Raw genomic sequence first — 25165 nt, forward strand, 5'->3', positions numbered from 1 at the left:
TTTGAAACGATAATTAGAATTCTAATAGATAGGTTTGAAGAAATTTTAAATCAAAAACTATGAAACCCATTTATGTAATACTTATTGGAATCTTATCAATGTTACCAATTCAAACAAATGCTCAATCGGTCGAATCTGACTTAAGTGTTTTAAAAGGTGTCTGGATATTGGATATGAGTCCGCAAGACACTACAGATTCAAATTTTGCCAAAATGATTATCACTCATGCAGATACTAAAAGTCTAAAAGGTTTTTTCTATCGTGATGGTGTAAAAATTCGGAATGGAAAAACAAACACACAAACTCATACGATTTATGCAGCATTAATCTCAGGAGATGGCACAGGCGATTATAACACGTCATTTTACTACAAAGACGGAATACTTTACGGAACAACACATGCAGTTGATAGAGATTTCCTTTCAGTTTGGACTGCCACTAAAGAAAAAGAATAAACTATGAGATTACTAAAGCATCCTACCATTATATATATTACGACTTTTTTATTAATGTTTCAGTCGTGTAAGAGCCAAGAGACATCTCACTTTGTACCTACGTTTAAAGAGTCAAAAAACTCTTTTTTCAAAATTAAGGAAGACCAAGCCTACACCTTTGGATATCTAAAAGTTCTTGAGAACAGAGATAAACCAAACGGAAGAACTATAGAACTTCCTATTTATATTTTTAAAAGTCGTCATCCCAACCCCAAAAAAGATCCTATAATTTATACTGTAGGTGGTCCTGGTAATTCAAGCATGTATTCTGCGCAATACATGAAGTATTATAAATATTTAGATGATAGGGATGTTATTCTCTTTGAACAACGAGGAACAGAATTCTCAAAACCTCATCTGGACTGTCCGGAATGGGCTGAAGCGCTTTACCAATCCAGCCTACCAGATTTTGACAAACAAACCTCAGATCAACTTTTAGAATCTGCAGCAACAGCCTGTAGAGAACGATTAAAAGAACAACAAATTGATCTGAATCAGTATCACACGACTGCTATTGCTGAGGATATAAATGATTTAATTAATGCTTTAGACATTGAGTCTTATAACTTACTAACCATATCATATAGTACAAAAATTGCCCAAGTGCTTTTAAGAGATCATCCAAAGCGTATTAGAAGTGTAGTTATGGATTCGCCTTTACCCTTAGAAGTTAATTATGATGAACAAAGCATTACTAATTTGGTAGAATCTGTGGATAAACTTTTTTTTGATTGTGAAAATGATAGGGATTGCAACAAAGCTTACCCTAATGTAAAGACACGCTTCTGGACGTTCTTATCAGAAACAACAAAAACACCAATAGAGCTTACTGTGGAGCATCCAAACACTAAAAAAGAGGAATTATTTTATCTTTCAGGCAATGATCTCATTTCTATTGTTTCTGCTGCATCAACAGGAGATATCTATGCAGTTCCTTCTGAAATAGACAAACTGTTACGCGACGATTTCAGTACTATCAAATACAAGTTAATTAATCTATTACAAAATAAAGGCTCTGGCTCTGGAATTGGAATGCGTTTATCTGTTTGGTGCGCTGAAGAGTATCCTTTTGCTTCTCAAGATGCTATTTACAAAGAATCAAAAGCATATCCTGAATTAATAGGATTAGAACCTGACGTTTATTCTTCCTCAGTTTGTAATATATGGAGCGTAAAAAAAGTGGAAGACATTGAAAATTCACCTGTAAAAAGTGATATTCCTGTATTATTAATCAATGGGGAATATGATAGTCAGACACCACCTAAATGGGCAGCTCAAATGCAAAATAACTTATCTAGTAGTTTTCATATTATTTTTAAAGGATGGAAACATACACCAACAACTAATTGGAGTAATACTTGTGCTATGGAAATGGCTAATCAATTTTTTAATGACCCAACTACTAAACCAATTATTCCCTGCTTTGAAAATATAACATCTCCAAAATTTAAAGTTGATTAATCCTTTGAGATTCGATATTAGACACTGAAAGTTATTTTTATTCAAATACAACCCAATACTACATTGACAGTTTTATTGTAAATAAGATAGTTATCACATTGTCATACTGTTGTTTTATTTTTTCATTTTGAAATCCCAAACTTAATAATTAGTTAACAGACTATAAAAACAGGTGTTTCTACCCGTTTATAACATTCAAGTTTCATTTAAATTAGACCTAAATTAATTTTAACTCTACATCTACTATTATGAACACCTATTTAACAAAATCATTATTGTTTTTACTCACAGTAATGTTTACACTCTCATGCAAACCAAAACCTGCGGAAAAAGGGAATAACAATCAAAAGTCATCAGATTTTCCATACACGCTTTCTGTTGAAGTCACCGAAAAGAAAAACGCACCTTCTTTACAATCTTTTGTACATGGTGTACATGGGAATGATTGGCTCTTATTTGCTGGCAGAACCAACTCCGGAAGTACTGATGATGGTGGCTTACACTCGATAAATAAAGGCAACTATGCTAATACATCATTTTTACCTCCTTCATTCAATGAGGATATTTTTGTCTATAATATTGATGAGGATAAAACCATAAAAATATCATTGGCAACTTTAGATTCAGTTCTTAAAGCGAAATATCCTAAAAACTATTCGGTTTATAAAGACTACAAAGCTGTATTTAAAAACTCGAATGCTTTAGTTAAGCAGCATGGAGAATATCTATACGTCCTTGGAGGTTATGGTCCAGTTGACTTAGTTAATCCTGGTAAACAATATGAAACCTATAAGCAAGTTGCTAAAATCCATGTGCCTTCGTTGATCAATATTGTAAAAAAGAAATACGAAGGTGTTAACAGCGAAAAGTTATTTGCTTTTGGCAAAGATAAAGACAGTTTATTAGTAAGTACTGGTGGAGAATTACATACTACAGGCACTGGGTCATCACTTAAATTTTACATGGCTGGAGGTCATAATTTTAATAATGCTAGACAAAAATATGTGGATGCTGTTTACCCATTTACCTTAATAGACTCCAGTCACACTCTAAAGATTTCAGTTAATACTGCCATCACTGATGTGATTGATCCTAGGCAAACTATTGCTGACAATCTCTCAAAATTTAGAAGACGAGACGGACCAATAACTCCAACACTTTATAAAAGCCCTGTAAAAGATCAAATAGAACAAGGGCTAGCATTTTACACAGGTGTATTTAAACCAGGTAACGACTTACAAGCTTGGAATGATGCTGTGTATGTACATCCAAATTTTGCTAATGATGAAGGTAGATTGTTTACAATAGACAAAGCTTATAATCAAAATAATTACAATGTGTACTCTTGTCCGAGTTTTGTCACCTACGATTCAAAAACCGACATCTCACACACCTTTCTAATTGGAGGTATAGGTGATGGAAATTTTGCCGATAGTGGCAATCTATCAGGTTTTACAAATACTGCAGTACATATCGAAACAAATATTGGAGAACGACCATTTAGAAGTACACATCAACTGATACAGCCTGATGATCTGTTTAATCAAAAAGATAAAAACGAACCGCCCTTTTATGGTGCTGAAGCCATTCTTTTTGTAAATGATAATGTTCCTCTTTATGCCATTGCAACAGACAAAGCAACCATTACCACAGAAATTCTAGATATGGCATCTTTTGAAGACACGAACATTGAAGTTGGCTATATTTTTGGTGGTATAGAAGCATTTAAATCTAATCCAGGAACCTATGGAAAAACCAATTCCAGAGCTTCAAATAAAATATGGAAAGTTGTACTGAAAAAGAAGTAATTAGATTGTTAAAAAGTAAAAGCACAACTTAAAAGTTGTGCTTTTTTTATTTATGTTGTCAATGCTATAACTCCCATTGTAATCCAATAAATCACATAAAAGCCTAACACAATAAGAAACCAACCAACCAGATAATACATACGCATTTCGGTAAGCTCCTTTACCACAGTATAAGCCTTAAAAACAAGATGTCTTAACGTTGGTTTCAAAACTTAGATCTCTCTATTAGGATCCCAGGCTTCTAAATAATCTTTTACGGCTTTCACAAATTGTCCGCCAAGTGCACCATTCACCACTCTGTGATCATAAGAATGCGATAAGAACATTCTATAACGAATACCAATAAAATCACCTTCAGGAGTTTCAACCACTGCAGGAACTTTTCTGATGGCACCAAGGGCTAAAATACCAACTTGAGGTTGATTAATAATAGGTGTTCCCATAATACTTCCAAAGGTACCAACATTGGTCACAGTATAAGTTCCGCCTTGTATATCGTCTGGCTTTAATTCATTATTTCTAGCACGAGAAGCAAGATCATTAACTTTTTTGGTCATACCTACCAAGTTCAATTGGTCAGCATCTTTGATTACTGGAACAATAAGATTTCCATCGGCTAAAGCTGCAGCCATTCCTAAATTGATATGCTTTTTCTTAATGATATTATCACCTTGAACAGATATATTCATCATTGGGAAATCACGTAATGCTTTCGCTACGGCTTCCATAAAAATTGGGGTAAACGTAAGATTTTCACCTTCACGTTTGAAGAATTCATCTTTAACTTTCTTACGCCAGTTCCATATTTTAGTTACATCAGCTTCAATAAAACTCTGAACATGTGCAGAGGTCTGAACAGATTCAACCATGTGGTGAGCAATCAATTTACCCATTCTGGTCATCTCAATGATTTCATCATCTCCACTGGCAACTACAGGAGTAGCTTCTGTTTTCTTTTCAGCACCATTAGATTGTGTAGGAACTACTTTAGGTGTTTCCTTAGTCTCTACTTTAGCTGGTGCTGGTTGAGAACCTCTTTGATCTAAGTATGCAAGAATATCATTTTTAGTCACGCGTCCGTCTTTACCAGAGCCAGGCATGGCATCTAACTCACCTTGAGAAACACCCTCCTTTTTTGCAATATTTCTTACTAAAGGCGAATAAAAACGATCACCAGAACTAATAATTGGCGCAGCTGTTTCCTGAGCTACAGCTACTGCCTTAGATACTTCAGCTACAGCTACAGGTTCTGGAACAGATTCTTGTTTTATTGCTTCAGTTTTTGGAGCATCACTTGCACTATTATCATCACCGTCAATTTCAATAACTGCAATTGTTTGACCAACTTGTACTACATCATCAACATCAAATAACTTTTCTAACAAGACGCCATCAACTTCACTTGGAACCTCGCTATCTACTTTATCGGTAGCAATTTCTAATACAGCTTCATCAGCTTCAATAGTATCTCCTACTTCTTTTAACCAAGACGTAATTGTTGCTTCTGCAACACTCTCTCCCATTTTAGGGAGCTTTAGTTCAAATTTTGCCATATCTGTAATCTAAGGTCGATAATTAGTTTGTTGATTGCAAAATTAATGAAAAATCAATACAATTATTGAGATTATTTCAATTAATTATTGTTAGAAAGTAATCACCTCTCCTCTACGTTTAGAGCTGTTACTTCCGATGATAAAGTTAGAATTTTTTGGCAGAATTTTATAGGTTGCATTACAATTTTCAGGTGTATTGGACAAGATTTCGATAATTGACTTAAAATTAAGGTAGTTATTATCTAGAATGTATTCGGTATTGTTTTCGTATGTATCCATTTCTAACTTCAACTTTACATTCTGTTTTAAAACATCTAATAAAGGTTTAGATAATTCCGAAGAAATTAAAACATATTGTTTGACTGTTGTATTTGTATTTTTAGAAGTATTCTTAAATAAAGGTGCTAATTTTATTCCTAGCCATACGAACATATCAAAAATAGAATTTGACTTAAAATGTTTGTCATAAAAAATCTGCATGGCGCCATAAAAACGTTTAGCATAGACCTCATCTTTTAAGGTACTTTCGCCCTTGTAATGTACTACTGAAGTACTGCCATTATAGATATTACGATAACCCGCTCTCAGCACTTTATAAGACAGATCAACATCATCACCATACATAAAATAATCCTCATCAAATCCATTGACTTCTTTGTAGATAGAATTTTTTAATATCATAAAAGCGCCAACAAAAATTGGAACCTCACCAGAGGCTTTCTGATCTAAATCACTTACATAATAAGATCGAGATAGACCCAAAATCTTTTTTATAGCAACATATGGTGTTGGAATATTTCGCTTGCTTTCTGGTAAAAAACGCCCTTGTCCGTCAATAAGTCGGCAAGCTATAATTCCGAGGTTCTTTTCTAATTCAGAATCATTTAATAGCAATTTAAAAGTATCTTCAGCAACTACTGTATCGGGATTTAAAATACATAGGTATTCTCCCTTAGCTTTTGCAACTCCTATATTGTTTCCTTTAGCAAATCCCAAGTTTTCTTTATTTTCTATAAGAATTACCTCTGGAAATAAATTCTTAACCATTATACAGCTATCATCGGCAGATTGGTTATCAACAACGATGATTTCAGAATCTATATCAGTAAGTGCCGCCTGAACACTTTTTAGGCATAACTCCAAAAAGTGGCGCACATTGTAATTTAGTATGATTACTGACAGCTTCAAACGCGGTTTAGGATTTTAAAGAGGCTTCGAAAGGAATTCTATTAATGATACTTCTACCTAAGGTCACTTCGTCAGTATATTCTAACTCGTTGCCTACTGAAATTCCTCGTGCTATTGTAGACGTCTTGACATCGAAATCCTGAATTTGTTTATAGATATAGAAATTAGTTGTATCGCCTTCCATAGTTGAACCTAATGCAAAAATGAGTTCTTTAATGGTTCCCTGTTTTACTTTTTCGACTAAAGGTTGAATATTCAATTCGTTAGGTCCAATACCATCCATTGGAGATATTTTTCCACCTAAAACATGGTATAATCCTTTAAAAGAACTTGTGTTTTCTATAGCCATAACGTCTCTGATATCTTCTACAACACAGACAATATCTTCAACTCTATTAGGATTTGCACAAATTTCACAAAGATCGGTGTCGCTAATATTGTTACAACTTTTACAAAATTTGATCTCTGTTCGCATGACACTTAACGCTTTTGAAAAATCAAGCGTTTGTTCTTTGGGCTGACGAAGGAGATGCAAAACCAACCGCAATGCAGTTCGTTTACCAATTCCTGGTAACTGAGACATTTCGTTGACTGCATTTTCAAGTAACTTTGAAGAAAATTCCATGAGTGCTAAATTACGATTTGTAAGGCAATTTAAAGTAGCTTTAAATAAAAAACCACTATTATTTTAATAGTGGTCATTAGATCGATTTGTGTTTGGTTTATTCTATAATCAGTTTTTTAGTAATAACACCATTAACATTGTTCACCTTAACGAAATACAATCCAGAAGCATAGCTTGAAATATCAATTCGTTTAGGTGTTCCAAGACTCTCATTTTTTGAGTAGTACATAAGTTTTCCAAGAGCATCATAAATTCTAATAGACACGTCAGTGCTTCTATCCCATTCTAAAGTAATGTCTTTAGTAGCTGGATTAGGATATATTGAGATACTGTTTAATTCGAAATCCTCTACACTTAACGACGCATCATAAAGATCTGAAGCCCATACACCTCTTCCAAAAGTTGCACAATAAATTTTATTGTTTGCTGTATTGATCTCTAACTCTGAAACTTCAGCATTTGGCAAATTATTACTAAAAGGCTGCCAGCTAGTTGGTGTTTCGTTATCGATATAATAGACGCCATAATTCATACCTAAGTACAAACCATCTTCACCATTGTCGTGCCATACCAAAGCAAGAGCAGTAAAGTTTGGCAAGTCATACAAATAAGGTGTCCAGGTTGCTCCTGCATCGTCAGAAACATACACTTTTTGAGAACTGTTAGTCGCAATTGCTACTTTATTAGGGTTTGATGGATGAATAGCAATAGAGTTAATATAACCATTAAAACCAGATAATAACTGCCAATTTGTAGCACCTCCATCAGTCGTTCTGTAGAGGTTTGAAGCGTTTGAGGCGTAGATGTAATTAGGATTGGATGTTGCTACTTTCATCTGATCTAAGTTCCCTGAAAACAACTGAGAAATAGGCAACCAGCTTTGTCCACCATCAGTTGATTTATAGACTTGATCGAATCCACCGTAAAGTACATCCTGAGCAATTGGGTCTTGTTCGTATGGTGTTACCCATTCTCCCGATTTATTATCAGGAGAACCTAATGCGGTATAATTAGCACCTCCATTGGTATCTTTATATAAAGATCCGAAATACACAGTTCCGTAAATGATATTACTATTGTTTTTATCTACAATAGCTTCCATACCATCACCTCCCATCCAGTGTTCCCAAGTACCATCAGTCTTCATGATAGTAGTTCCGTTATCCTGAGAGCCTCCATTAATAATAACAGGATCCGTTTGACTGATTCCAATTTTATAAAACTGGTGAATTCCTAGACCTGCTGTAAGGTCTCTGTAGTAATTGACATTTAATGTAGAGGGATCATCTGCAACAAAAATACCTCCATCACTACAGACATATAATTTGTTATTGACAAATTTTAACATGTCAATATCAGCATGGCAATATCCTATATCAAGAAAGTTAGAACTTTGTGGATTCCATTGTGATGTAATCGTAAAATCTAACCCTCCGTTAGTAGATCTCCAGGTATTAATTCCAGCAATATGCACTTCATCTACATTTGTTGGATGAACAGCTATATCCATATCTCTTGGTGCTTGTCCTGGTCCAAAAGTATCAGGATCTGTTGGATTTGTATTATATCCAAAGTAATTTTTACCTGTATGATCTAAAGTTGTAAAAGAGGCTCCAGAATTTGTTGACTTATATAAATTCCCAAAACCGCCACCATCAGCTTCCAAAACATACAGAATATTGGCATCAGTACCAGAAACATTTTCTGAAACTCCAATCATTTTAGGTCCATCTCCAAATCCTGTAACAGGAAGAAAACTAGCTCCTCCATTTGTCGATACGAGGAAAATTTCTCCAGAAGCATAGATAGTATTATAGTCTCCAGGTTTGAATTCAATATCGTAACCTGAATTCATAAATGGATAAATATCTGTCCAAGTCGCCCCTGAATCTGTCGATTTTCTGATACCATAACTCGCTGAGCTACAATACATTTTTGATGTATCCGTAGGGTCGATGAGAATTCTATTTACTGCACCATTACCCATATCACTCAGAAAATTCCAGGTTGCTCCACCATCTGTAGATTTATAAATATTTCCACCAGTAGAACCCCAAAAATAAATGGATGGATTAGTAGGATCAATGGCTAAAGAATATACATTTAAAGTAGGCATATTATCAGTTAATACGGCCCATGTGTTTCCTCCATCTGTAGTTTTCCATACACCTCCAGAGACACCACCAACAATCATGTGGTCAGCATTTCCATTTTCAAATGCCACTGATGTTATTCTTCCCACTCCTGGGTTATAACCTCCTGTAAGGGTCCATGATGTAGGACCAAGTTCTTCCCAGGTTCCTACAGTAGTTCTAGCTAATTGAAAGCTTTCATTGAGTGTTGCATTATAGTTTTCCAGTTCGTCAATATAAAACTCCTGAGATTTGAGCATCCCAGTGTCGTCCATATTTCTGATAGCCCGATATTCCCATCGTTTATAAGATTTGAAACCTGTTCCTCTTTCAGTTCCTACTTCGGCAAAATGCGCTTCAGCTGCTGCTTGTATTTCAGCAACAGTATACGAACCATCTTCAATCATTTGTCGGAAATCTTGTGCCCATGTGACACATATAGAAAGCAAACATATAAATAGTAGGTGATATTTTTTCATAGTGTTAATGGTTATGAATAAAAAGTAATTTTTAAGTCTCATCCCTTTGAATATCTTAATTAAAAGAAAAACAAAAGGTTTAATTAAAAATTACTTAATATTGTTTACAATTTTTTTAGCTAAAATAAGGTTTTTCAATTAAAACCCCGTTAAAACAACATTTATGTCGACGAACGCCATTATTCTTCTCATTGTAGCCTATTTTGGCGTGCTTATTTTAATATCGTATTTCACAGGAAAAGAAGATTCTAATGAAGCCTTTTTTAAAGCTAATAAATCTGCACCTTGGTATTTAGTTGCCTTTGGTATGATAGGCGCTTCTCTGTCTGGCGTAACTTTTATATCTGTTCCAGGAGCTGTTGAAGCCAAACAATTTGGATATTTTCAAGTTGTTCTTGGTTATTTTTTTGGATATCTTATCATTGCTTATGTTCTATTGCCTCTATATTATAAGCTAAACCTAACTTCAATTTACACCTATCTTAAAGAACGGTTTGGTAATACCAGTTACAAAACAGGATCAATTGCATTTCTTATTTCAAGGACTGTTGGTGCTGCCTTTCGGTTATTTTTGGTAGCTAAGGTGTTACAACTACTCATCTTTGATAGTTTTAATATGCCTTTTGCAATTACAGTTATTATCACCATCGCACTCATTTGGTTATACACGTTTAGAGGTGGAATTAAAACCATTATTTTCACTGATACGCTTCAAACACTTTTTATGTTGGTATCCGTTGTGGTTACAATTTCTTTTCTGGCATCAGCTTTAGACCTAAATAGTATTTCAGACGTCTATAATAATGTAAAAGAGAGCCAACTGAGTAAAGTCTTTTTTTTAGATGATGTTAACGATGCTCAATATTTTATAAAGAGCTTTCTTGCAGGAATTTTTATCACGATTACCATGACAGGTTTAGATCAGGATATGATGCAAAAAAATCTGACTTGTAAGAACCTAAAAGAGGCTCAAAAAAATATGATTAGTTTTAGTGTGATCTTGGTATTTGTGAACATCTTATTTTTAGCCTTGGGATTACTTCTAACGCAATATGCAGCACAACATGGTATTTCAGCTAAGAAAGATGATTTATTTCCTACAATAGCTATGCTTCCGGAAATTGGCGTGGTGACATCTGCATTCTTTTTACTTGGACTTATAGCTGCCGCATATTCGAGCGCAGACAGTGCTTTAACCTCACTTACGACCTCTTTTTGTATCGATATTATCGAATTAGATACCAAACCAAAAGCTCAGCAAAAAAGAGTTCGTAAACAAATTCATGTCCTTTTTAGTGTCATTCTTGTAGTGGTTATTATTTTGTTTGATCTCTTATTTAAAGACGTATCGGTAATATGGGAACTATTTAAAGCTGCAGGATATACTTATGGCCCTCTACTTGGATTGTTTGCCTTTGGCATTTTAACTAAGAAACACCTTAAAGATCGTTATGTTTGGATCATTGCGCTTGTAGCACCTCTGGTTTCTTACTTTATAAATATGTATTCGGTAGACTTACTAAATGGCTACCAGATAGGATTTGAGATCTTAATTGTAAATGGGTTGTTGACGTTTTTAGGATTATTATTTATTTCGAAAAAAACGATCGTTAGTATTGATTAGTACTTAATAATACTAAAGTGCAAGCCTCTTCAAAATATATTCCTTCTTGTTTTAAGAAGTTTTGAAATTCAGAATTTTCGGTGCCTGGATTAAAAATAATTCGCTCAGGATTTAGGGCAACGATATAATCATAAAATGCTTTTTGTCGCTCCGGATTAAGATATAAGGCAACAGTATGTATGTCTTTGTAAGGCATCAAATTCGTATCAATAGTAACTCCTGAAACCTCTCCTGTTCTCAAGCCAAAAGCTACCACCTCATGTCCGTGATCTACTAATCTTCTAATAGCAATATTAGAATAACGTTGTGGTTTTAAAGATGCTCCTATTACTAAAGTCCGTTTACTCATATCAAATTATTTGCTGCAAAAATAACACTACAATATTTAAGGTATGCTTCAAATGTTAAAAGGATGTTAAGTTGTGTTAAAAAAAGTAACACAGCATAAAAGATGTCGTCTATGAAGTATCAGCCATCAATTGATGGTGTATAAACTAATCAATCAAATCAATCAAAAAATGAAAAAAATCACACAACTGTGCATTTTTCTATTTGCCCTTATGGCATTTGCACAACCTCCAAAATTAAAAGACGGATCTGTTTCCGGACGTGTTATGGATGCGTCCATAAAGCAACCTTTACCCTATGTTAATGTTGTTGTTAAAGATGCTTCAGACAACATCATCACTGGTGGAATAACTAGCGACGATGGTAAATTCAAAATTGAAAAAATTCCTGAAGGAAAGATCAAAGTTGAGATCACTTACATAGGTTATAAAACCGAATCTAGACAAGCCACTATTGAAAAAGGCAATTACAAAATTGACCTCGGAGACATCTATATTTCTGAAGATGCCGAAAGTCTTGAAGAAGTAACAGTTGTTGCCGAAGTATCAACCATTCAACAAAAAATTGATAGAAAAGTTATCAATATTGGTAAAGATCTTACAACATCTGGACCTACAGCTTCCGATATTATGAATAATATTCCATCTGTAAATGTCGACCAACAAACTGGTGATATTTCTCTGAGAGGAAACCAAAACGTACAAGTGATGGTTGATGGAAAACTTTCAAATATTCCTGCTGCTCAACTTTTAAGGCAAATTCCTTCAACATCAATTAAACAAATTGAATTGATTACAAATCCTTCAGCTAAATACAATCCAGACGGCATGAGTGGGATTATTAATATTATACTTCATAAAAATGTAAACATAGGATTTAATGGTAGTGCTAATGTAGGATTGAGCTACCATCTGGAGCCTAAGTTCAACAGTTCTATTGACATGAATTATAGAAATGGTAAACTGAATTTCTTCGGAAGCTATGGTAATAATATTTCAGATAATAGAAACACTGGATTATTAACACAAACAGAAGCTGAAGTGTCTCAAACTTTCGACTTCTTAGACCAACGTAATTCGCACCTGTTTAAATTTGGCGTCGATTATTACATCAACGATAAAAACACATTTTCGGTGTTTACTAATCAAAATATCTTTGATGGCGGAACTTTAGGTCAAACCAATTTATTTTCCATCATTGACCCGTCAGATAGTCAACTTCAGGACTTTGATAACACTAACGAAAATACAAGTCAGCAATATAATGTCAACTATAAATTAGACTTTGATAAAGAAGGTCATAATATCGAGTTAGAAGTAGATCATAATATTTTTGATAGTGAATTACAAACCCTCAATACATTTACAGGTGTTGATGTTCGACCAAATTTTAATGAGTTAACCGATACCGAACGAAATAGAACGACGATAAACCTAGATTATGTGAATCCGTTATCTGAAACCTCAAAATTAGAGGCTGGGTTACAAGCGCGATTATTTGACAATTCCATTGGTTATAATTCTGATGCACGAGTGAGTAATGAATTTGGAGAATTTATCCCTACACAAACACTCTTTGATTATGAGCGAAACATCTATTCGGCATATGTAAGCTATCAGAAAAAGTTAGAGAAATGGTCTTATCAATTGGGATTAAGAGCAGAAACAGTAAACGTAGAAGCATTAGCTGTAGATACTGATCTTACTGATAACACGACTACAAATTTCCCGTTTGAAAATGATTACACACAAGTATATCCTTCGGCATTTATAACCTACAATCCTTCGGAAAAGAACTCCTATCAATTTAGTTTTAGCCGACGAGTAGATCGTCCTGGTGTTGGACAGGTAAATCCTGTTCCTGAATTTAACACTCCATTAATATCTCAGTTTGGAAACCCTGAATTAGAGCCTCAATTCACAAATTCAGTTGAAGTAAATTACACCAGAAATTTCGAAAAAGGAAGCATTACAGGTGGTGTGTTTTTTCGCTTAATAGAAGACGAGATCAATCAAGGTGTATTTGTTGACCGATCTGATATTGGTTCTGGTCGTGTAATTTTAACCAATGATAATTTTGATAATACTACAGCTTATGGTGTTGAATTATCAAGCAGCTACAGACCAACAACATGGTGGAGTTTTAACGCTAGTTTTGATCTCTATGCACGAAAGCAAACAGGTTTTGCAGAATCGTTAGACCCAACAATTCCTAATCCGACAGAAAGTGATATTGAAGTTAGTAATGTAGAAGTAGATAATATCATTTATAACTTTAGAGTCTTCAATAATTTTAAAGCAACAAAAAAGCTATCATTCTCTCTGTTTGCAATGTATAGAGGAAAAGATACAGGATTAAACTTTGAAATGGATCCAATGTACTTTGTCAACTTAGGTATGCGCTATAGCTTTTTGGAAGATAACAGAGCAACGTTTAGTATGAATTTCAACAATGTATTTGATACTCAGGAAATATCTATCGTGAGTGAACGTCCGTTTAGACAAACTGTAGACTTCCGTCCGGAATTCAATACCATCTTTGTTGGATTGTCATATCGTTTTGGAGGTGGAAAATACAGAGCAAAATCTCGTAAACGTCGTGATAATGATGAAAAATCAGGAGGAGGAATCCTGTAAAAATAAAGTTTAGTAACCTGCATATAATAGTTGATGGTTAGTGTTAATGTCTGGTTATTAAATAAGAAAACCCAAAGCTTTTAAGTTTTGGGTTTTTGTTTTTATACTTTTAGACCTTGTATGTAATGATTTTCAATTACTTACGACTTAGATAGTATCATAAAGTAATTTTTTAGATAGTTAAAACATACTATTGGTTAATTAGCAGGAAATCCGAGATCTGAATGTCTCGGATTTTTTTATGTCACATTTCGTAATGTTAATTGATAGTTAAAAATGTTAAGATTTAAAATAAAAGTAAGGTTTTGACGTCATAAGGTTGTGATAAGTTTTAAAGCTAATCAGTTTAAAAAAATCACTTTTTTATAGTTTGAGTGTTTTTAGTAAAATTGGTTAATAGCAGAAAAATCCCAAAGCCTAGGCTTTGGGATTTTTTGTTCTTATAATTATTTCAAAACAACAATTAACTCTGACTTGTAACACTCAAAAAAACGGTTGTTTCTTATGAGATGTAAATTCTTACAAAAGGTTGCTTCAAAAAGGCAAAAAAAATGTCAAATTACCATTTTATAATCACACTTCCCCATGTAAAACCACTTCCAAAAGCAGCTAATACAACCGTATCGCCTTCTTTGATCTTGCCCTCTTCCCAGGCTTCAGTTAATGCAATTGGAATTGACGCAGCTGTTGTATTTCCGTATTTCTGGATATTATTGAATACCTGATCATCATTTAACTTAAACTTTCGTTGAATGAATTGTGCAATACGTAAATTGGCTTGGTGTGGAATCAACATATCAATGTCGTCCACCTGAAGATTATTTTTCATCAAACCTTCCATAATCACTTCGCTAAAACGAACAACCGCATTTTTAAAGACAAATTGTCCGTTCATATACGGGAAATAACTTTCATCATTTGGATCATTTTCAGCAAGTATATCATTAACCCAACGTTTACCCATTCCTGGAGCTATCAACACCAATTCCTCAGCATGTTCTCCCTGAGAGTGTAAATGTGTAGATAAAATACCTTTAGTTGTGTCTTCCTCTCTCGTTAGAACGGCAGCACCTGCTCCATCTCCAAAGATTACTGAAACACCACGTCCACGAGTCGTTTTATCTAATCCATATGAATGTAGTTCACTACCAATAACCAGTATGTTTTTGTACATACCTGTTTTTATAAAATTATCGGCTACAGAAATAGCATATACAAATCCAGAACACTGATTTCTAACATCTAGCGCACCAACTGTTTTGATATCTAAAGCGTGTTGCACTTGTACACCTGGTCCAGGAAAATACATATCTGGGCTTAAGGTTGCAAAAATGATAAAATCAATATCGTCTTTATCAATTCCGGAACGTTCAATGGCTACTTTTGCAGCTTTAACTCCCATCGTGGCAGTGGTATCTCCAGAGCCTTTCTCTACCCAACGTCGTTCTTTGATTCCGGTTCGTTCCTGAATCCATTCATCATTAGTATCCATCATTTTGGATAAATCATCATTAGTCACCACATTATCAGGAACATAATGCCCTAATCCTATAATCTTGGAATTGTACATAGTAAAATTTAATATTAAATAAATCGTACAAATTTAACCATTTCAATGCTAATCCTATTTGCATTCGTTATGCACGCATAATAATCTTAAGCGAAATATTATAAGTATGTAATTTTAACAACTAATTGCCTCTGAAAGATTTCTATTTTAAGTATCTTAAAGCTCTAATAAAATCCAGATGTAAAATGAAACAATTAATTCAATTATTTACTTTATTTATCGTCTTCAGTAGCTACGCACAACAAAATCTTACGTACCAACAACCACCTGAAGACATTCTTGAACTTGCCGATGTAGAACTCGCTCCTGGAGTGCAAATAGATAGTAAAGGAGAACATATGGTCTTATTGTATCGTGACCAATACAAATCCATAGCTGAATTATCTGAAACAGAATTAAGACTCGCCGGACTCAGAATCAATCCAGTAACAAATATTGGAAGTCGGACCCGATACTTTACAAATATCAAGGTAAAGAAAACAAGCGATAAAGATGCCAGACAAGTTTCTGGTTTACCAAACAATCCTAGATTATCTGGTTTTAGCTGGTCTCCTGATGAATCCATGATTGCATGCCTCAATACGACAACTAAAGGTGTTGAAGTTTGGGTATTACACATAGCAGAAGCAAAAGTCACAAAACTAACTGATGCTGCTGTAAATGCTAATATGGGGAGCACAATCAACTGGTTTAAAGACAATAAAAATTTATTGGTTAAAATGCTTCCTAGCAATAGAAAAGAATTGATTAATACCGCAATTGCAGTTCCTACGGGACCTACAATTTCCGTAAGTGATGGTTCAAAAGCACAAAACAGAACCTATCAGGATCTTTTAAAAACACCAAATGACGAATTTAATTTTGAGCAATTAGCACTTTCAGAAATAAAAAAAGTATCAATAGATGGAACTGTCCAAAACTTTTTAGATCCAGATATGTATCGTGGTATCAGTTTTTCACCTGATGGAAATCATATTATGATTACAAAGATCAAACGTCCTTTCTCTTATTTAGTCACCTACACACGGTTTCCTAGTGAAAGTAGTATTTATGACACGACAGGAAAAGCTATCAAAACGGTTAATACTGTACCTTTAGATGAAGTAAGACCTAAAGGATTTATGTCTACTCGTAAAGGAAAACGAAACATGTCATGGCGCGCTGACCAACCTGCAACATTGGTTTGGGTAGAGGCTCTCGATAATGGTGATCCTGCTGTAGAAACCGATTATAGAGATGCGTTATACCAACTCAAAGCGCCTTTCAATAGTCAGCCAAAAGAAATTTTAAAAACTAAACAACGCTTTGGTGGTGTACAATGGGGAGATGAGTCTACAGCTATTGCCTACGATTATTGGTGGAATACCAGAAATACAAAAACATATGTATTCAATCCATCAAGTCCTGATAGGACACCAAAAATTATTTCAGACAGAAGCTATCAGGATGTATACAGCGATCCTGGAGATTTTGTGAGCTCAAAAAATAAGTTTGGACGCTACACTTTAGAAATGAATGGAGACAAACTCTACCTTATGGGAGATGGTTATACCAAAGAGGGGCAATTTCCATTTGTTGATGAATATAATTTAAAGACGAATAAAACAAAGCGTTTGTATCAATCTGAATACAAAGACAAAATAGAAAATTTAAGTTCGGCTATTGATATGAAAAAAGGTGAAATTCTGGTTCGTATTGAATCGCCAACCGAATATCCTAATTATTACATCAGAAATATTAATAAGAAGAATGACCTTACACCTATCACAGCATTTGAAAATCCGTTTAAAAGCCTAGAGAAAATCAATAAACGTGTTATAAGTTACAAACGTGATGACGGATTAGACCTCGAAGGAACGTTATACTTGCCATTGGATTATGAAGAAGGAAAAAAATATCCTATGATCTTATGGGCTTATCCTCGCGAGTACAAGAATAAATCCAGTGCCTCTCAAAGTACAACCAATCCCAATGAGTTTGTGTATCCATATTGGGGTTCACCAATCTATTGGGTCACCAGAGGTTATGTAGTCTTAGATGATGCCGCTTTTCCAATTGTTGGTGAAGGAGATGAAGAGCCAAATGATTCTTTTAGAACTCAGCTTGTTGCTAATGGAAAAGCAGCAATTGACGCAGTTGATAACTTAGGCTATATAGACAGAAATAAAGTTGCTGTTGGTGGTCATAGTTATGGTGCATTCATGACCGCTAATTTATTATCACACTCCGATCTTTTTGCAGCAGGTATTGCCAGAAGTGGTGCATACAATAGAACTTTAACGCCTTTTGGTTTCCAAAGTGAAGAACGTAGTTATTGGGAATCACCTGAAATCTACTACAATATGTCACCATTTATGCATGCTGATAAAATGAAAACACCTTTATTACTTATTCATGGTGTGGCCGATAATAACTCTGGAACGTATCCTTTGCAAAGCGAACGTTATTTTAATGCGTTAAAAGGACTTGGAGCAACGGTTCGTTTGGTGATGTTACCAAAAGAAAGTCATGGCTATGCTGCCAAAGAATCGATCATGCACATGTTATGGGAACAAGATCAATGGCTAGAGAAATATGTAAAAAACAAAGAGGAAGAGGAAGAGGAAGAACCTATTAGTAAATCTGAGACAGAGATTAAAAACTAGTCACATTACAAAAGATATAAGCCATTCCTATAAGAATGGCTTTTTTTATGCCATCTTGTCATAATTTGTCTATTGGTATTTTATTTGCCTAACACTAACTATTCAAATTAATTATATTAAAACACATATATCATGACAAAAGGAAACATTAATGTATCGGTAGAAAATATTTTTCCGCTCATTAAAAAATTCTTATACAGTGACCACGAAATCTTTTTACGTGAGTTAATCAGTAACGCAACCGATGCTACACTAAAACTTAAACACTTAACAAGCATTGGTGAATCTAAAAGCGAATATGGAAATCCGCAAATTGAAGTCAAAATCGATAAAGACGGTAAAAAACTTCACATCATTGATCAAGGTTTAGGTATGACAGCTGATGAAGTTGAAAAATACATCAACCAAGTCGCGTTTTCTGGAGCTGAAGAGTTTTTAGATAAATACAAAGATGCTGGTAAAGATGCTGGGATTATTGGTCATTTCGGACTTGGATTTTACTCGGCATTTATGGTAGCTGAAAAGGTTGAAATCATCACAAAATCTCACAAAGATGAACCTGCGGCACATTGGACTTGTGATGGATCTCCAGAATTCACACTTGAAGCATCTGACAAAACTGACAGAGGTACTGAAATCATCCTTCATATCGCTGAGGACTCTACTGAATTTTTAGAAGAAGGTCGTATTAGTGAGTTGTTGACCAAGTATAACAAGTTTATGCCAATTCCGATTAAATTCGGAACAAAAACTGAAACCCTTCCAAAGCCTGAAGATGCTAAAGAAGATGATCCTGCCCCAACTCAGGAAGTTGATAACATCATTAACAATCCTAATCCTGCTTGGACAAAGCAACCAACTGAACTGGAGGACGATGATTATAAAAATTTCTACAGAGAACTGTATCCAATGCAGTTTGAAGAACCATTATTTAATATTCATTTAAATGTAGATTATCCGTTCAACTTAACCGGAATCCTATATTTCCCTAAGATGACAAACGACTTGAATATGCAAAAGGACAGAATCCAATTGTACCAAAATCAAGTGTTTGTAACCGACAATGTTGAGGGTATCGTTCCAGAATTCTTAACCATGTTAAGAGGTGTGATTGATTCTCCAGATATTCCTCTAAATGTGTCACGTAGTTATTTACAAGCTGATGGTGCAGTGAAGAAAATTTCATCTTATATCACACGTAAGGTTGCAGATAAATTAAAAAGTTTGTTCAATAATAGTCGTGAAGATTTCGAAAAGAAATGGGACGATATTAAGATCGTTATTGAATACGGAATGCTTTCCGAAGAAAAATTCTTTGAAAAAGCCGATGCCTTTGCGTTATATCCAACAGTAGATGGCAAATACTACACTTATGAAGAATTATACAATAAGATCAAGGCAAAACAAACCGATAAAGATGATAAACTGGTAATCTTGTATGCTGCAGATAAAGATGCACAACACTCATACATTGAAGCTGCAAAAGCCAAAGGATATGAAGTGTTACTACTAGACTCTCCTATTGTATCACACTTAATTCAGAAATTAGAAACTACAAAAGAGAACATTTCGTTTGCACGTGTTGATGGTGATCATATTGATAATCTAATCAAGAAAGACGACACATCGGTTTCTAAACTTTCAGAAGAGGAAAAAACTAAATTAGATGAGTTATTAAAAGAGGTGATTCCTTCAGAGAAATTTAGTGTACAACTAGAGGCTATGGATAGTAATGCATCACCATTTATAATTACACAACCAGAGTTTATGCGTCGAATGAAAGAGATGCAACAAACAGGTGGTGGCGGTATGTTTGGAATGGGCAATATGCCAGAGATGTATAATCTTGTGGTCAATACCAATTCTGAACTTGTTGGTCAGATTTTAGGGACCAAAACCAGAAAAAAACAAGAGCGTTTAATTAATCAAAGTTTAGACTTGGCACGTTTGTCTCAAGGCTTACTCAAAGGTGAAGAGTTGACAAACTTTATCAAGCGTAGCTACGATATGATTAAATAAGATGAAATGTTATGCTGAGTTTAAATCGGCATATCACTAATAACAAAACCACCTTGTATTTTCAAGGTGGTTTTTTATGTAACTGATATTACTCATATGAAAATACCGACATCTTCAATAATTTTGCAATTAGTATTAAAAAATAAGCCATCTTAATTGCTGCCATCTGTTTTTTCTTGTTAATATCAACCAATCAACTGATATTTTAAAAGAATACCGAAGCTTAACAGTTCATTTAAAAGGTTTTGCGTAATTTATACTACCAATCAAAAACTAAAGTGAAATCTGACAATTCCAAAATACAACACATTTTTAAAGATCTTTCATTTTCTGAAGATGAAATTAAGATCATTGAATCTGTATTCCAAAAGGTGGTTTACAAAAAAGGAACAGTCATATTAGAACCAGATGCCACTGTAGAAACCCAGTATTATATTTCAGAAGGTTGTTTACGTTCTTACCACATAGATGCTCAAGGCAAAGAACATACGGTTCAGTTTGGAATCAAAGATTGGTGGATTAGTGATTATACCGCATTCTTTTCTTCATCAAAGTCTATAATGAATATTGAAGTACTTCAAGACGCTGTGTTATATCGATTATCAAAAAAAGACAAAGAATACCTTTATGCTAAAATCCCAAGGATAGAAACTTTTTTTAGAAAAAAACTGGAACGAGCATTTGGCGCGTTTCAAAAACGAATTTTATCTAATTTATCTCAAACTGCAAAAACCCGTTACCTTAACTTTATCAATACCTACCCTAATATAGAACAATGTGTAAAGAACTATCACATTGCCTCTTATCTCGGAATTACTACGGAAAGTTTAAGCAGAATTAGGAAAGAATTAGCAAACTAATTTGATTTCTTAACATACATCAATTTTTTTACCAATCACTAACAGTAGATTTGCACAAAATAGTAAGATTGACATAACCCTATTGTAAATCCCTATGATTAATAGCTGATTAAGCGCAAGTCGAAGACACTTGCGCTTTTTTTTATAACTTTAGTTCCCACAATACTAAATCACAACTTCAGCTAATCATGAAAAAAAACAATTCCAGAAGAACATTTATAAAGAAAAGCACATTAGCTGGTTTAGCTATTCCTCTATTAGGATCAACGCTAGTCTATTGTGATTCAAAGGCGAAAAAAGAACCTAAAAGTTCAGATAAAAAACAACTAAACATCTTAATTCTTGGTGGTACAAGTTTTTTAGGACCTCATCAAATTGCTTATGCTATTTCCAGAGGTCATAAGGTCTCTACATTCACCAGAGGCAAAACTATTCCTACCATTCATCAAGAAGTATTTAAAAATGTTGAGCAGCTTATAGGCGATAGAGAAAATAACTTAAAAGCTTTAGAAAACAGAACTTGGGATGTCGTCATTGACAATTCTGGACGAAAAGTTCAATGGACTAAAGATACAGCCAATCTATTGAAAGACAATGTAGGTATCTACATGTACACCTCCTCAACAGGAGTGTATTATCCGTACAAAGGAAATGATATTTCCGAAGACACTCCACTTGTTTTAAATATGCCTGAGGGACTTACAGAAGACCAAGAATATGAGCAGGACTACGGTATCATGAAAGGCAACTCCGAATTAGAAACCATAAAAGCTTTTGGTAAAGAACGTTCTATTATTGTAAGACCTACCTACATGATTGGTCCTGGAGATAAAACAGATCGCTTTATACATTGGCCTCTCAGATTTGCTCAAGGTGGAAACATTTTAGTTCCAGGAAAAAAGGAAGACCTAGTACAATATTGCGATGTTAGAGATGTCGCTGAATGGTTTATACGTTTAGCAGAAAATAAAAGCTATGGTATTTATAATGCTGTTGGACCTAAAGAGAAACAAACCGTTTTGGAATTTGCAAAAGAAGGTGCTAAAACTTTTGATACCGAAGCTTCATTTACATTGGTTGACGATTATGAATTCCTCAAAGACAATAACATATTTTTCACCATACCATGGGTTATAGCAGAAGGCGATCATTATGGGTCAGCAAGGATTTCGAATACAAGAGCTTTAGAGAACGGATTAACCTACAGACCATTAAAAGACACCGTAAAAGACACCTATGATTGGTGGTTATCTGATGCCGTCTCAGATGAGCGAAAACAAAACTATGCCAACGACCCGAACTCGTTAATGGCAAAAGAGAACGAGATGCTTTCTAAATGGAAAAAACATCAAGGCATTAAGAATTGATGATAATCCGAAATCATTGTTTAAAACAAAGCTTTTCAATAGTTTAAATTCTTACTATTAATAGGTTTCAAACTCTACATTTAACAATAAAAAATCAAATCTAAATCAGGTAGTATTACCTATAAATCTGAGCTTTAAATCATTTACATTGGGTGTTTAATTAGTAATCAATTAAACATCATATTATGAATGAACCAGAATTTAAAGCAACCATGACCATTCCTAAGAATGGAAAAAAACTGTGGACAGACATTATGCAAAATCCACCTGCACTCCCAAAAGGTGTTACCGAAGACCAATATATTGTAGCTTCTTGTGCTAAATTCTCTGATGGCGTAACTGTCTTTGGAGGTGTAGCTGTAGGACCAAAAGATCAAGGTTTTAATTATCCACTATTTATGGTATTTGATAAAAACATGCATCAAGTTGGTGGTTGGCCAATTGATCCAAGTGATTGGGAAGATTTTCAAGTAAGCTCTATTCAATTCGCTATAGATCCAAATGACGATGATGGTAATTATCTACTGAACATTGTTGAAGAAACATCATAATACCAAGAAAATAGTGATAAGAACTTATGAAAGATAAAACACCCAAAAAGGTATTCACAGTAGCTGACTACCTACTTACCCGACTTAAACAATTGAATGTTACTGAAGTGTTTCAGATTCCCGGAGATTATGTAAAACATTTTACCCAGTCTCTGGAACATTTTGATGGAATAGAAACTATAGGTACGTCCAACGAGCTTGATGCAGCTTACGCAGCTGATGCCTATGGACGTACACGTGGTTTAGCTGCTGTATCTCTACAATATGGCGTAAGTACATACAGCGCATTAAATGCTATTGCTGGCGCCTATGTAGAGCGCAGTCCTGTTGTTGTCATTAGTGCAACTCCTGGAGCTGATGCACGCCAAATAGGAGATATGTATAATGTATTGTATCACCATTCTACAGGCAATCTCAATGCAGATCAGGAAATTTTTGAACACGTCACTGTAGCTGCAGACACTTTAAGCACTTCAGTTGGTGCTGCTAAAAAAATAGATGATCTCATCGTGGCAGCAATCACACATCAAAGACCTGTATATATTGCATGTTATAAGGAAGTATGGGGAGAGCCTTGTCAGAAACCTTCTAAAAAGAAGCTTGAACCTATTGTTTCAAAGAGTAAAAAAGCTGCACTCAAAAATGCTGTAACTCAAGCCTGGACAAAAATCAATCAAGCTAAATCGCCGTTGATATTTGCCGGAGTAGAAATTCTACGTCATGGCTTAACTAAAGAATTAAGTGAGCTGATAAAAGTAAGTGGCATGTTATACACCACAACCAGTCTTGGGAAAACAGTTCTGGATGAGAAGGGTGATAAATTTATTGGCACCTATTCTGATCAAGCTTCAATACCAGAGGTTTTAGGATGCGTAGAAGTTTCAGATTGCTTCATAAATTTAGGGACAATCATTACAGATGATTATCTGTGGTTTGTAGAAAATAAATTTGCTGATATGATTATCTCCACCACGCAAGAAATGCGAGTTGGATATTTTACATATGAACGTGTAACGTTAAAAGACTTTATGCTTGCGTTAATAGAACGTTTTAAGGATGACAAGGGGTATCCATTAAAAACCAAAGCTCCTAAGCAACCTAAATTTCCTGAACCATGGATGTCAAATTCTGATCCAAAATTCAACAAGAAACCTGAAACAATAACATTCAATCGTTTTTTTGAGCATTCAATGCAATTCTTAAAGAAAGAAAACATGTTAGATGATATCATTATGACCTTTGGTGTAAGTTCATCAATGTATGTAGCTACCAATGCTTATGGTTTATCCAAAAACTCATACATATCCTCTGCCGCATGGCAATGTATAGGCTTTGAAACAGGAGCTGCCTCTGGTGCACAACTAGGGAGTGGCAAACGTGCATGGACTGTATCAGGTGATGGTGGATTTATGATGATTGCCCAAGCATTGTCAACACTTGTTAAGTATAAACTTAATTCAGTCATTTTCGTAATGAACAACGGTGTTTATGCTATAGAGCAAGTGTTTGTAGATATGAATTCTTTTAAAGCTGGTCCACAATACAAGTTTGATACGTTTGACATCTTACCAAGATGGGATTATCAGGCATTAGCAAAAGCTTTTGGAGCACACAGCTACAAAGCAAAAACAATAGCTGAGCTCAATGCCGTTCTCAAAAAATTAAAAACAAAGACAAATCTTCCAACCTTAGTTGAAATAGTAATCCCTGAAAAGGATTTACCTAAGCAAATGGAAAGAATTGGCAATGAATAACAGCAATACTTGAGACTACAAAACAACAATATTTCAACATAAATAATCAAT

At 34.6% G+C, this 25165-nt stretch carries 18 protein-coding genes; 11 read left to right on the top strand and 7 right to left on the bottom strand.

Annotated features, from left to right (window positions below):
* Positions 1–59: 59 nt before the first annotated feature.
* The 3 genes from Q0951_RS03380 to Q0951_RS03390 all read left to right on the top strand — a co-directional run bounded on the left by Q0951_RS03380 (position 60) and on the right by Q0951_RS03390 (position 3763).
* Complete coding sequence (locus tag Q0951_RS03380) at positions 60–455, top strand: hypothetical protein (protein ID WP_299334257.1); 396 nt, start codon at positions 60–62, stop codon at positions 453–455.
* 3 nt (positions 456–458) lie between these two features.
* Entirely contained in the window at positions 459–1955 is a 1497-nt protein-coding gene (locus Q0951_RS03385; RefSeq protein WP_299334260.1) for an alpha/beta fold hydrolase, read from the top strand.
* A gap of 248 nt (positions 1956–2203) precedes the next feature.
* Positions 2204–3763 carry a hypothetical protein gene (locus tag Q0951_RS03390; RefSeq protein WP_299334261.1) on the top strand — a complete coding sequence of 520 codons (1560 nt, stop codon included), beginning with the start codon at positions 2204–2206 and terminating at the stop codon, positions 3761–3763.
* Between the two features lie 50 nt (positions 3764–3813).
* Here Q0951_RS03390 and Q0951_RS03395 read toward each other — a convergent pair whose 3' ends face one another.
* The 5 genes from Q0951_RS03395 to Q0951_RS03415 all read right to left on the bottom strand — a co-directional run bounded on the left by Q0951_RS03395 (position 3814) and on the right by Q0951_RS03415 (position 9740).
* Complete coding sequence (locus Q0951_RS03395; RefSeq protein WP_299334264.1) at positions 3814–3972, bottom strand: hypothetical protein; 159 nt, start codon at positions 3970–3972, stop codon at positions 3814–3816.
* A 3-nt stretch (positions 3973–3975) separates the two neighbouring features.
* Complete coding sequence (locus Q0951_RS03400; RefSeq protein WP_299334267.1) at positions 3976–5316, bottom strand: dihydrolipoamide acetyltransferase family protein; 1341 nt, start codon at positions 5314–5316, stop codon at positions 3976–3978.
* Between the two features lie 90 nt (positions 5317–5406).
* Entirely contained in the window at positions 5407–6504 is a 1098-nt protein-coding gene (locus Q0951_RS03405) for a glycosyltransferase family 2 protein (RefSeq protein ID WP_299334270.1), read from the bottom strand.
* Between the two features lie 7 nt (positions 6505–6511).
* Positions 6512–7129, bottom strand: coding sequence for a recombination mediator RecR (gene recR, locus Q0951_RS03410; RefSeq protein WP_299334273.1), 618 nt, complete (start codon positions 7127–7129; stop codon positions 6512–6514).
* 97 nt (positions 7130–7226) lie between these two features.
* Positions 7227–9740, bottom strand: coding sequence for a T9SS type A sorting domain-containing protein (locus tag Q0951_RS03415; protein ID WP_299334276.1), 2514 nt, complete (start codon positions 9738–9740; stop codon positions 7227–7229).
* 163 nt (positions 9741–9903) lie between these two features.
* Here Q0951_RS03415 and Q0951_RS03420 point away from each other — a divergent pair, with 163 nt between their 5' ends.
* Positions 9904–11364: a sodium:solute symporter gene (locus Q0951_RS03420; protein ID WP_299334278.1), complete on the top strand. Its 1461-nt coding sequence runs from the start codon at positions 9904–9906 to the stop codon at positions 11362–11364.
* Here Q0951_RS03420 and Q0951_RS03425 read toward each other — a convergent pair.
* The gene (locus Q0951_RS03425; protein WP_299334280.1) at positions 11351–11713 is read right to left on the bottom strand and encodes a CoA-binding protein; all 363 of its coding nucleotides are present in this window, start codon (positions 11711–11713) and stop codon (positions 11351–11353) included. The two genes, Q0951_RS03420 and Q0951_RS03425, sit on opposite strands and share 14 nt — an antisense overlap.
* 169 nt (positions 11714–11882) lie before the next feature.
* Between Q0951_RS03425 and Q0951_RS03430 the strand changes: the two genes are divergently transcribed.
* Positions 11883–14348 (top strand): TonB-dependent receptor, encoded by a 2466-nt coding sequence (locus Q0951_RS03430; RefSeq protein ID WP_299334283.1) that lies wholly within the window; start codon positions 11883–11885, stop codon positions 14346–14348.
* A 559-nt stretch (positions 14349–14907) separates the two neighbouring features.
* Here the strand turns inward: Q0951_RS03430 and Q0951_RS03435 are convergent.
* Positions 14908–15918, bottom strand: coding sequence for a 3-oxoacyl-ACP synthase III family protein (locus tag Q0951_RS03435; protein ID WP_299334285.1), 1011 nt, complete (start codon positions 15916–15918; stop codon positions 14908–14910).
* Between the two features lie 185 nt (positions 15919–16103).
* On the opposite strand from Q0951_RS03435, the gene Q0951_RS03440 reads away from it, so the two are divergent.
* From Q0951_RS03440 to Q0951_RS03465, 6 genes are all read left to right on the top strand, one after another.
* Complete coding sequence (locus tag Q0951_RS03440; protein WP_299334288.1) at positions 16104–18563, top strand: prolyl oligopeptidase family serine peptidase; 2460 nt, start codon at positions 16104–16106, stop codon at positions 18561–18563.
* 132 nt (positions 18564–18695) lie between these two features.
* The gene (htpG, locus tag Q0951_RS03445) at positions 18696–20582 is read left to right on the top strand and encodes a molecular chaperone HtpG (RefSeq protein WP_299334290.1); all 1887 of its coding nucleotides are present in this window, start codon (positions 18696–18698) and stop codon (positions 20580–20582) included.
* A 278-nt stretch (positions 20583–20860) separates the two neighbouring features.
* On the top strand, positions 20861–21442 hold the full coding sequence (locus Q0951_RS03450) for a Crp/Fnr family transcriptional regulator (RefSeq protein WP_299334291.1): 582 nt from the start codon (positions 20861–20863) through the stop codon (positions 21440–21442).
* Between the two features lie 188 nt (positions 21443–21630).
* A complete protein-coding gene (locus Q0951_RS03455) occupies positions 21631–22809 on the top strand; it encodes an NAD-dependent epimerase/dehydratase family protein (RefSeq protein WP_299334293.1) in 1179 nt (392 codons plus the stop codon).
* A 185-nt stretch (positions 22810–22994) separates the two neighbouring features.
* Positions 22995–23360, top strand: coding sequence for a hypothetical protein (locus Q0951_RS03460; RefSeq protein WP_299334295.1), 366 nt, complete (start codon positions 22995–22997; stop codon positions 23358–23360).
* A gap of 26 nt (positions 23361–23386) precedes the next feature.
* Positions 23387–25114: a thiamine pyrophosphate-dependent enzyme gene (locus Q0951_RS03465; protein WP_299334297.1), complete on the top strand. Its 1728-nt coding sequence runs from the start codon at positions 23387–23389 to the stop codon at positions 25112–25114.
* Positions 25115–25165 lie beyond the last annotated feature (51 nt).

This window comes from uncultured Psychroserpens sp., assembly GCF_947501425.1.
GTDB lineage: Bacteria > Bacteroidota > Bacteroidia > Flavobacteriales > Flavobacteriaceae > Psychroserpens.

What these genes read in the sequence shown, in the direction of transcription:
- Q0951_RS03390 (WP_299334261.1), top strand. Translation starts at nt 2,204, where the DNA reads ATGAACACCTATTTAACAAAATCATTATTGTTTTTACTCACAGTAATG.
- Q0951_RS03430 (WP_299334283.1), top strand. Translation starts at nt 11,883, where the DNA reads ATGAAAAAAATCACACAACTGTGCATTTTTCTATTTGCCCTTATGGCA.
- Q0951_RS03465 (WP_299334297.1), top strand. Translation starts at nt 23,387, where the DNA reads ATGAAAGATAAAACACCCAAAAAGGTATTCACAGTAGCTGACTACCTA.
- Q0951_RS03420 (WP_299334278.1), top strand. Translation starts at nt 9,904, where the DNA reads ATGTCGACGAACGCCATTATTCTTCTCATTGTAGCCTATTTTGGCGTG.
- recR (WP_299334273.1), bottom strand. Translation starts at nt 7,129, where the DNA reads ATGGAATTTTCTTCAAAGTTACTTGAAAATGCAGTCAACGAAATGTCT.
- Q0951_RS03435 (WP_299334285.1), bottom strand. Translation starts at nt 15,918, where the DNA reads ATGTACAATTCCAAGATTATAGGATTAGGGCATTATGTTCCTGATAAT.
- Q0951_RS03385 (WP_299334260.1), top strand. Translation starts at nt 459, where the DNA reads ATGAGATTACTAAAGCATCCTACCATTATATATATTACGACTTTTTTA.
- Q0951_RS03380 (WP_299334257.1), top strand. Translation starts at nt 60, where the DNA reads ATGAAACCCATTTATGTAATACTTATTGGAATCTTATCAATGTTACCA.
- Q0951_RS03440 (WP_299334288.1), top strand. Translation starts at nt 16,104, where the DNA reads ATGAAACAATTAATTCAATTATTTACTTTATTTATCGTCTTCAGTAGC.
- Q0951_RS03400 (WP_299334267.1), bottom strand. Translation starts at nt 5,316, where the DNA reads ATGGCAAAATTTGAACTAAAGCTCCCTAAAATGGGAGAGAGTGTTGCA.
- Q0951_RS03460 (WP_299334295.1), top strand. Translation starts at nt 22,995, where the DNA reads ATGAATGAACCAGAATTTAAAGCAACCATGACCATTCCTAAGAATGGA.
- htpG (WP_299334290.1), top strand. Translation starts at nt 18,696, where the DNA reads ATGACAAAAGGAAACATTAATGTATCGGTAGAAAATATTTTTCCGCTC.
- Q0951_RS03455 (WP_299334293.1), top strand. Translation starts at nt 21,631, where the DNA reads ATGAAAAAAAACAATTCCAGAAGAACATTTATAAAGAAAAGCACATTA.
- Q0951_RS03415 (WP_299334276.1), bottom strand. Translation starts at nt 9,740, where the DNA reads ATGAAAAAATATCACCTACTATTTATATGTTTGCTTTCTATATGTGTC.
- Q0951_RS03425 (WP_299334280.1), bottom strand. Translation starts at nt 11,713, where the DNA reads ATGAGTAAACGGACTTTAGTAATAGGAGCATCTTTAAAACCACAACGT.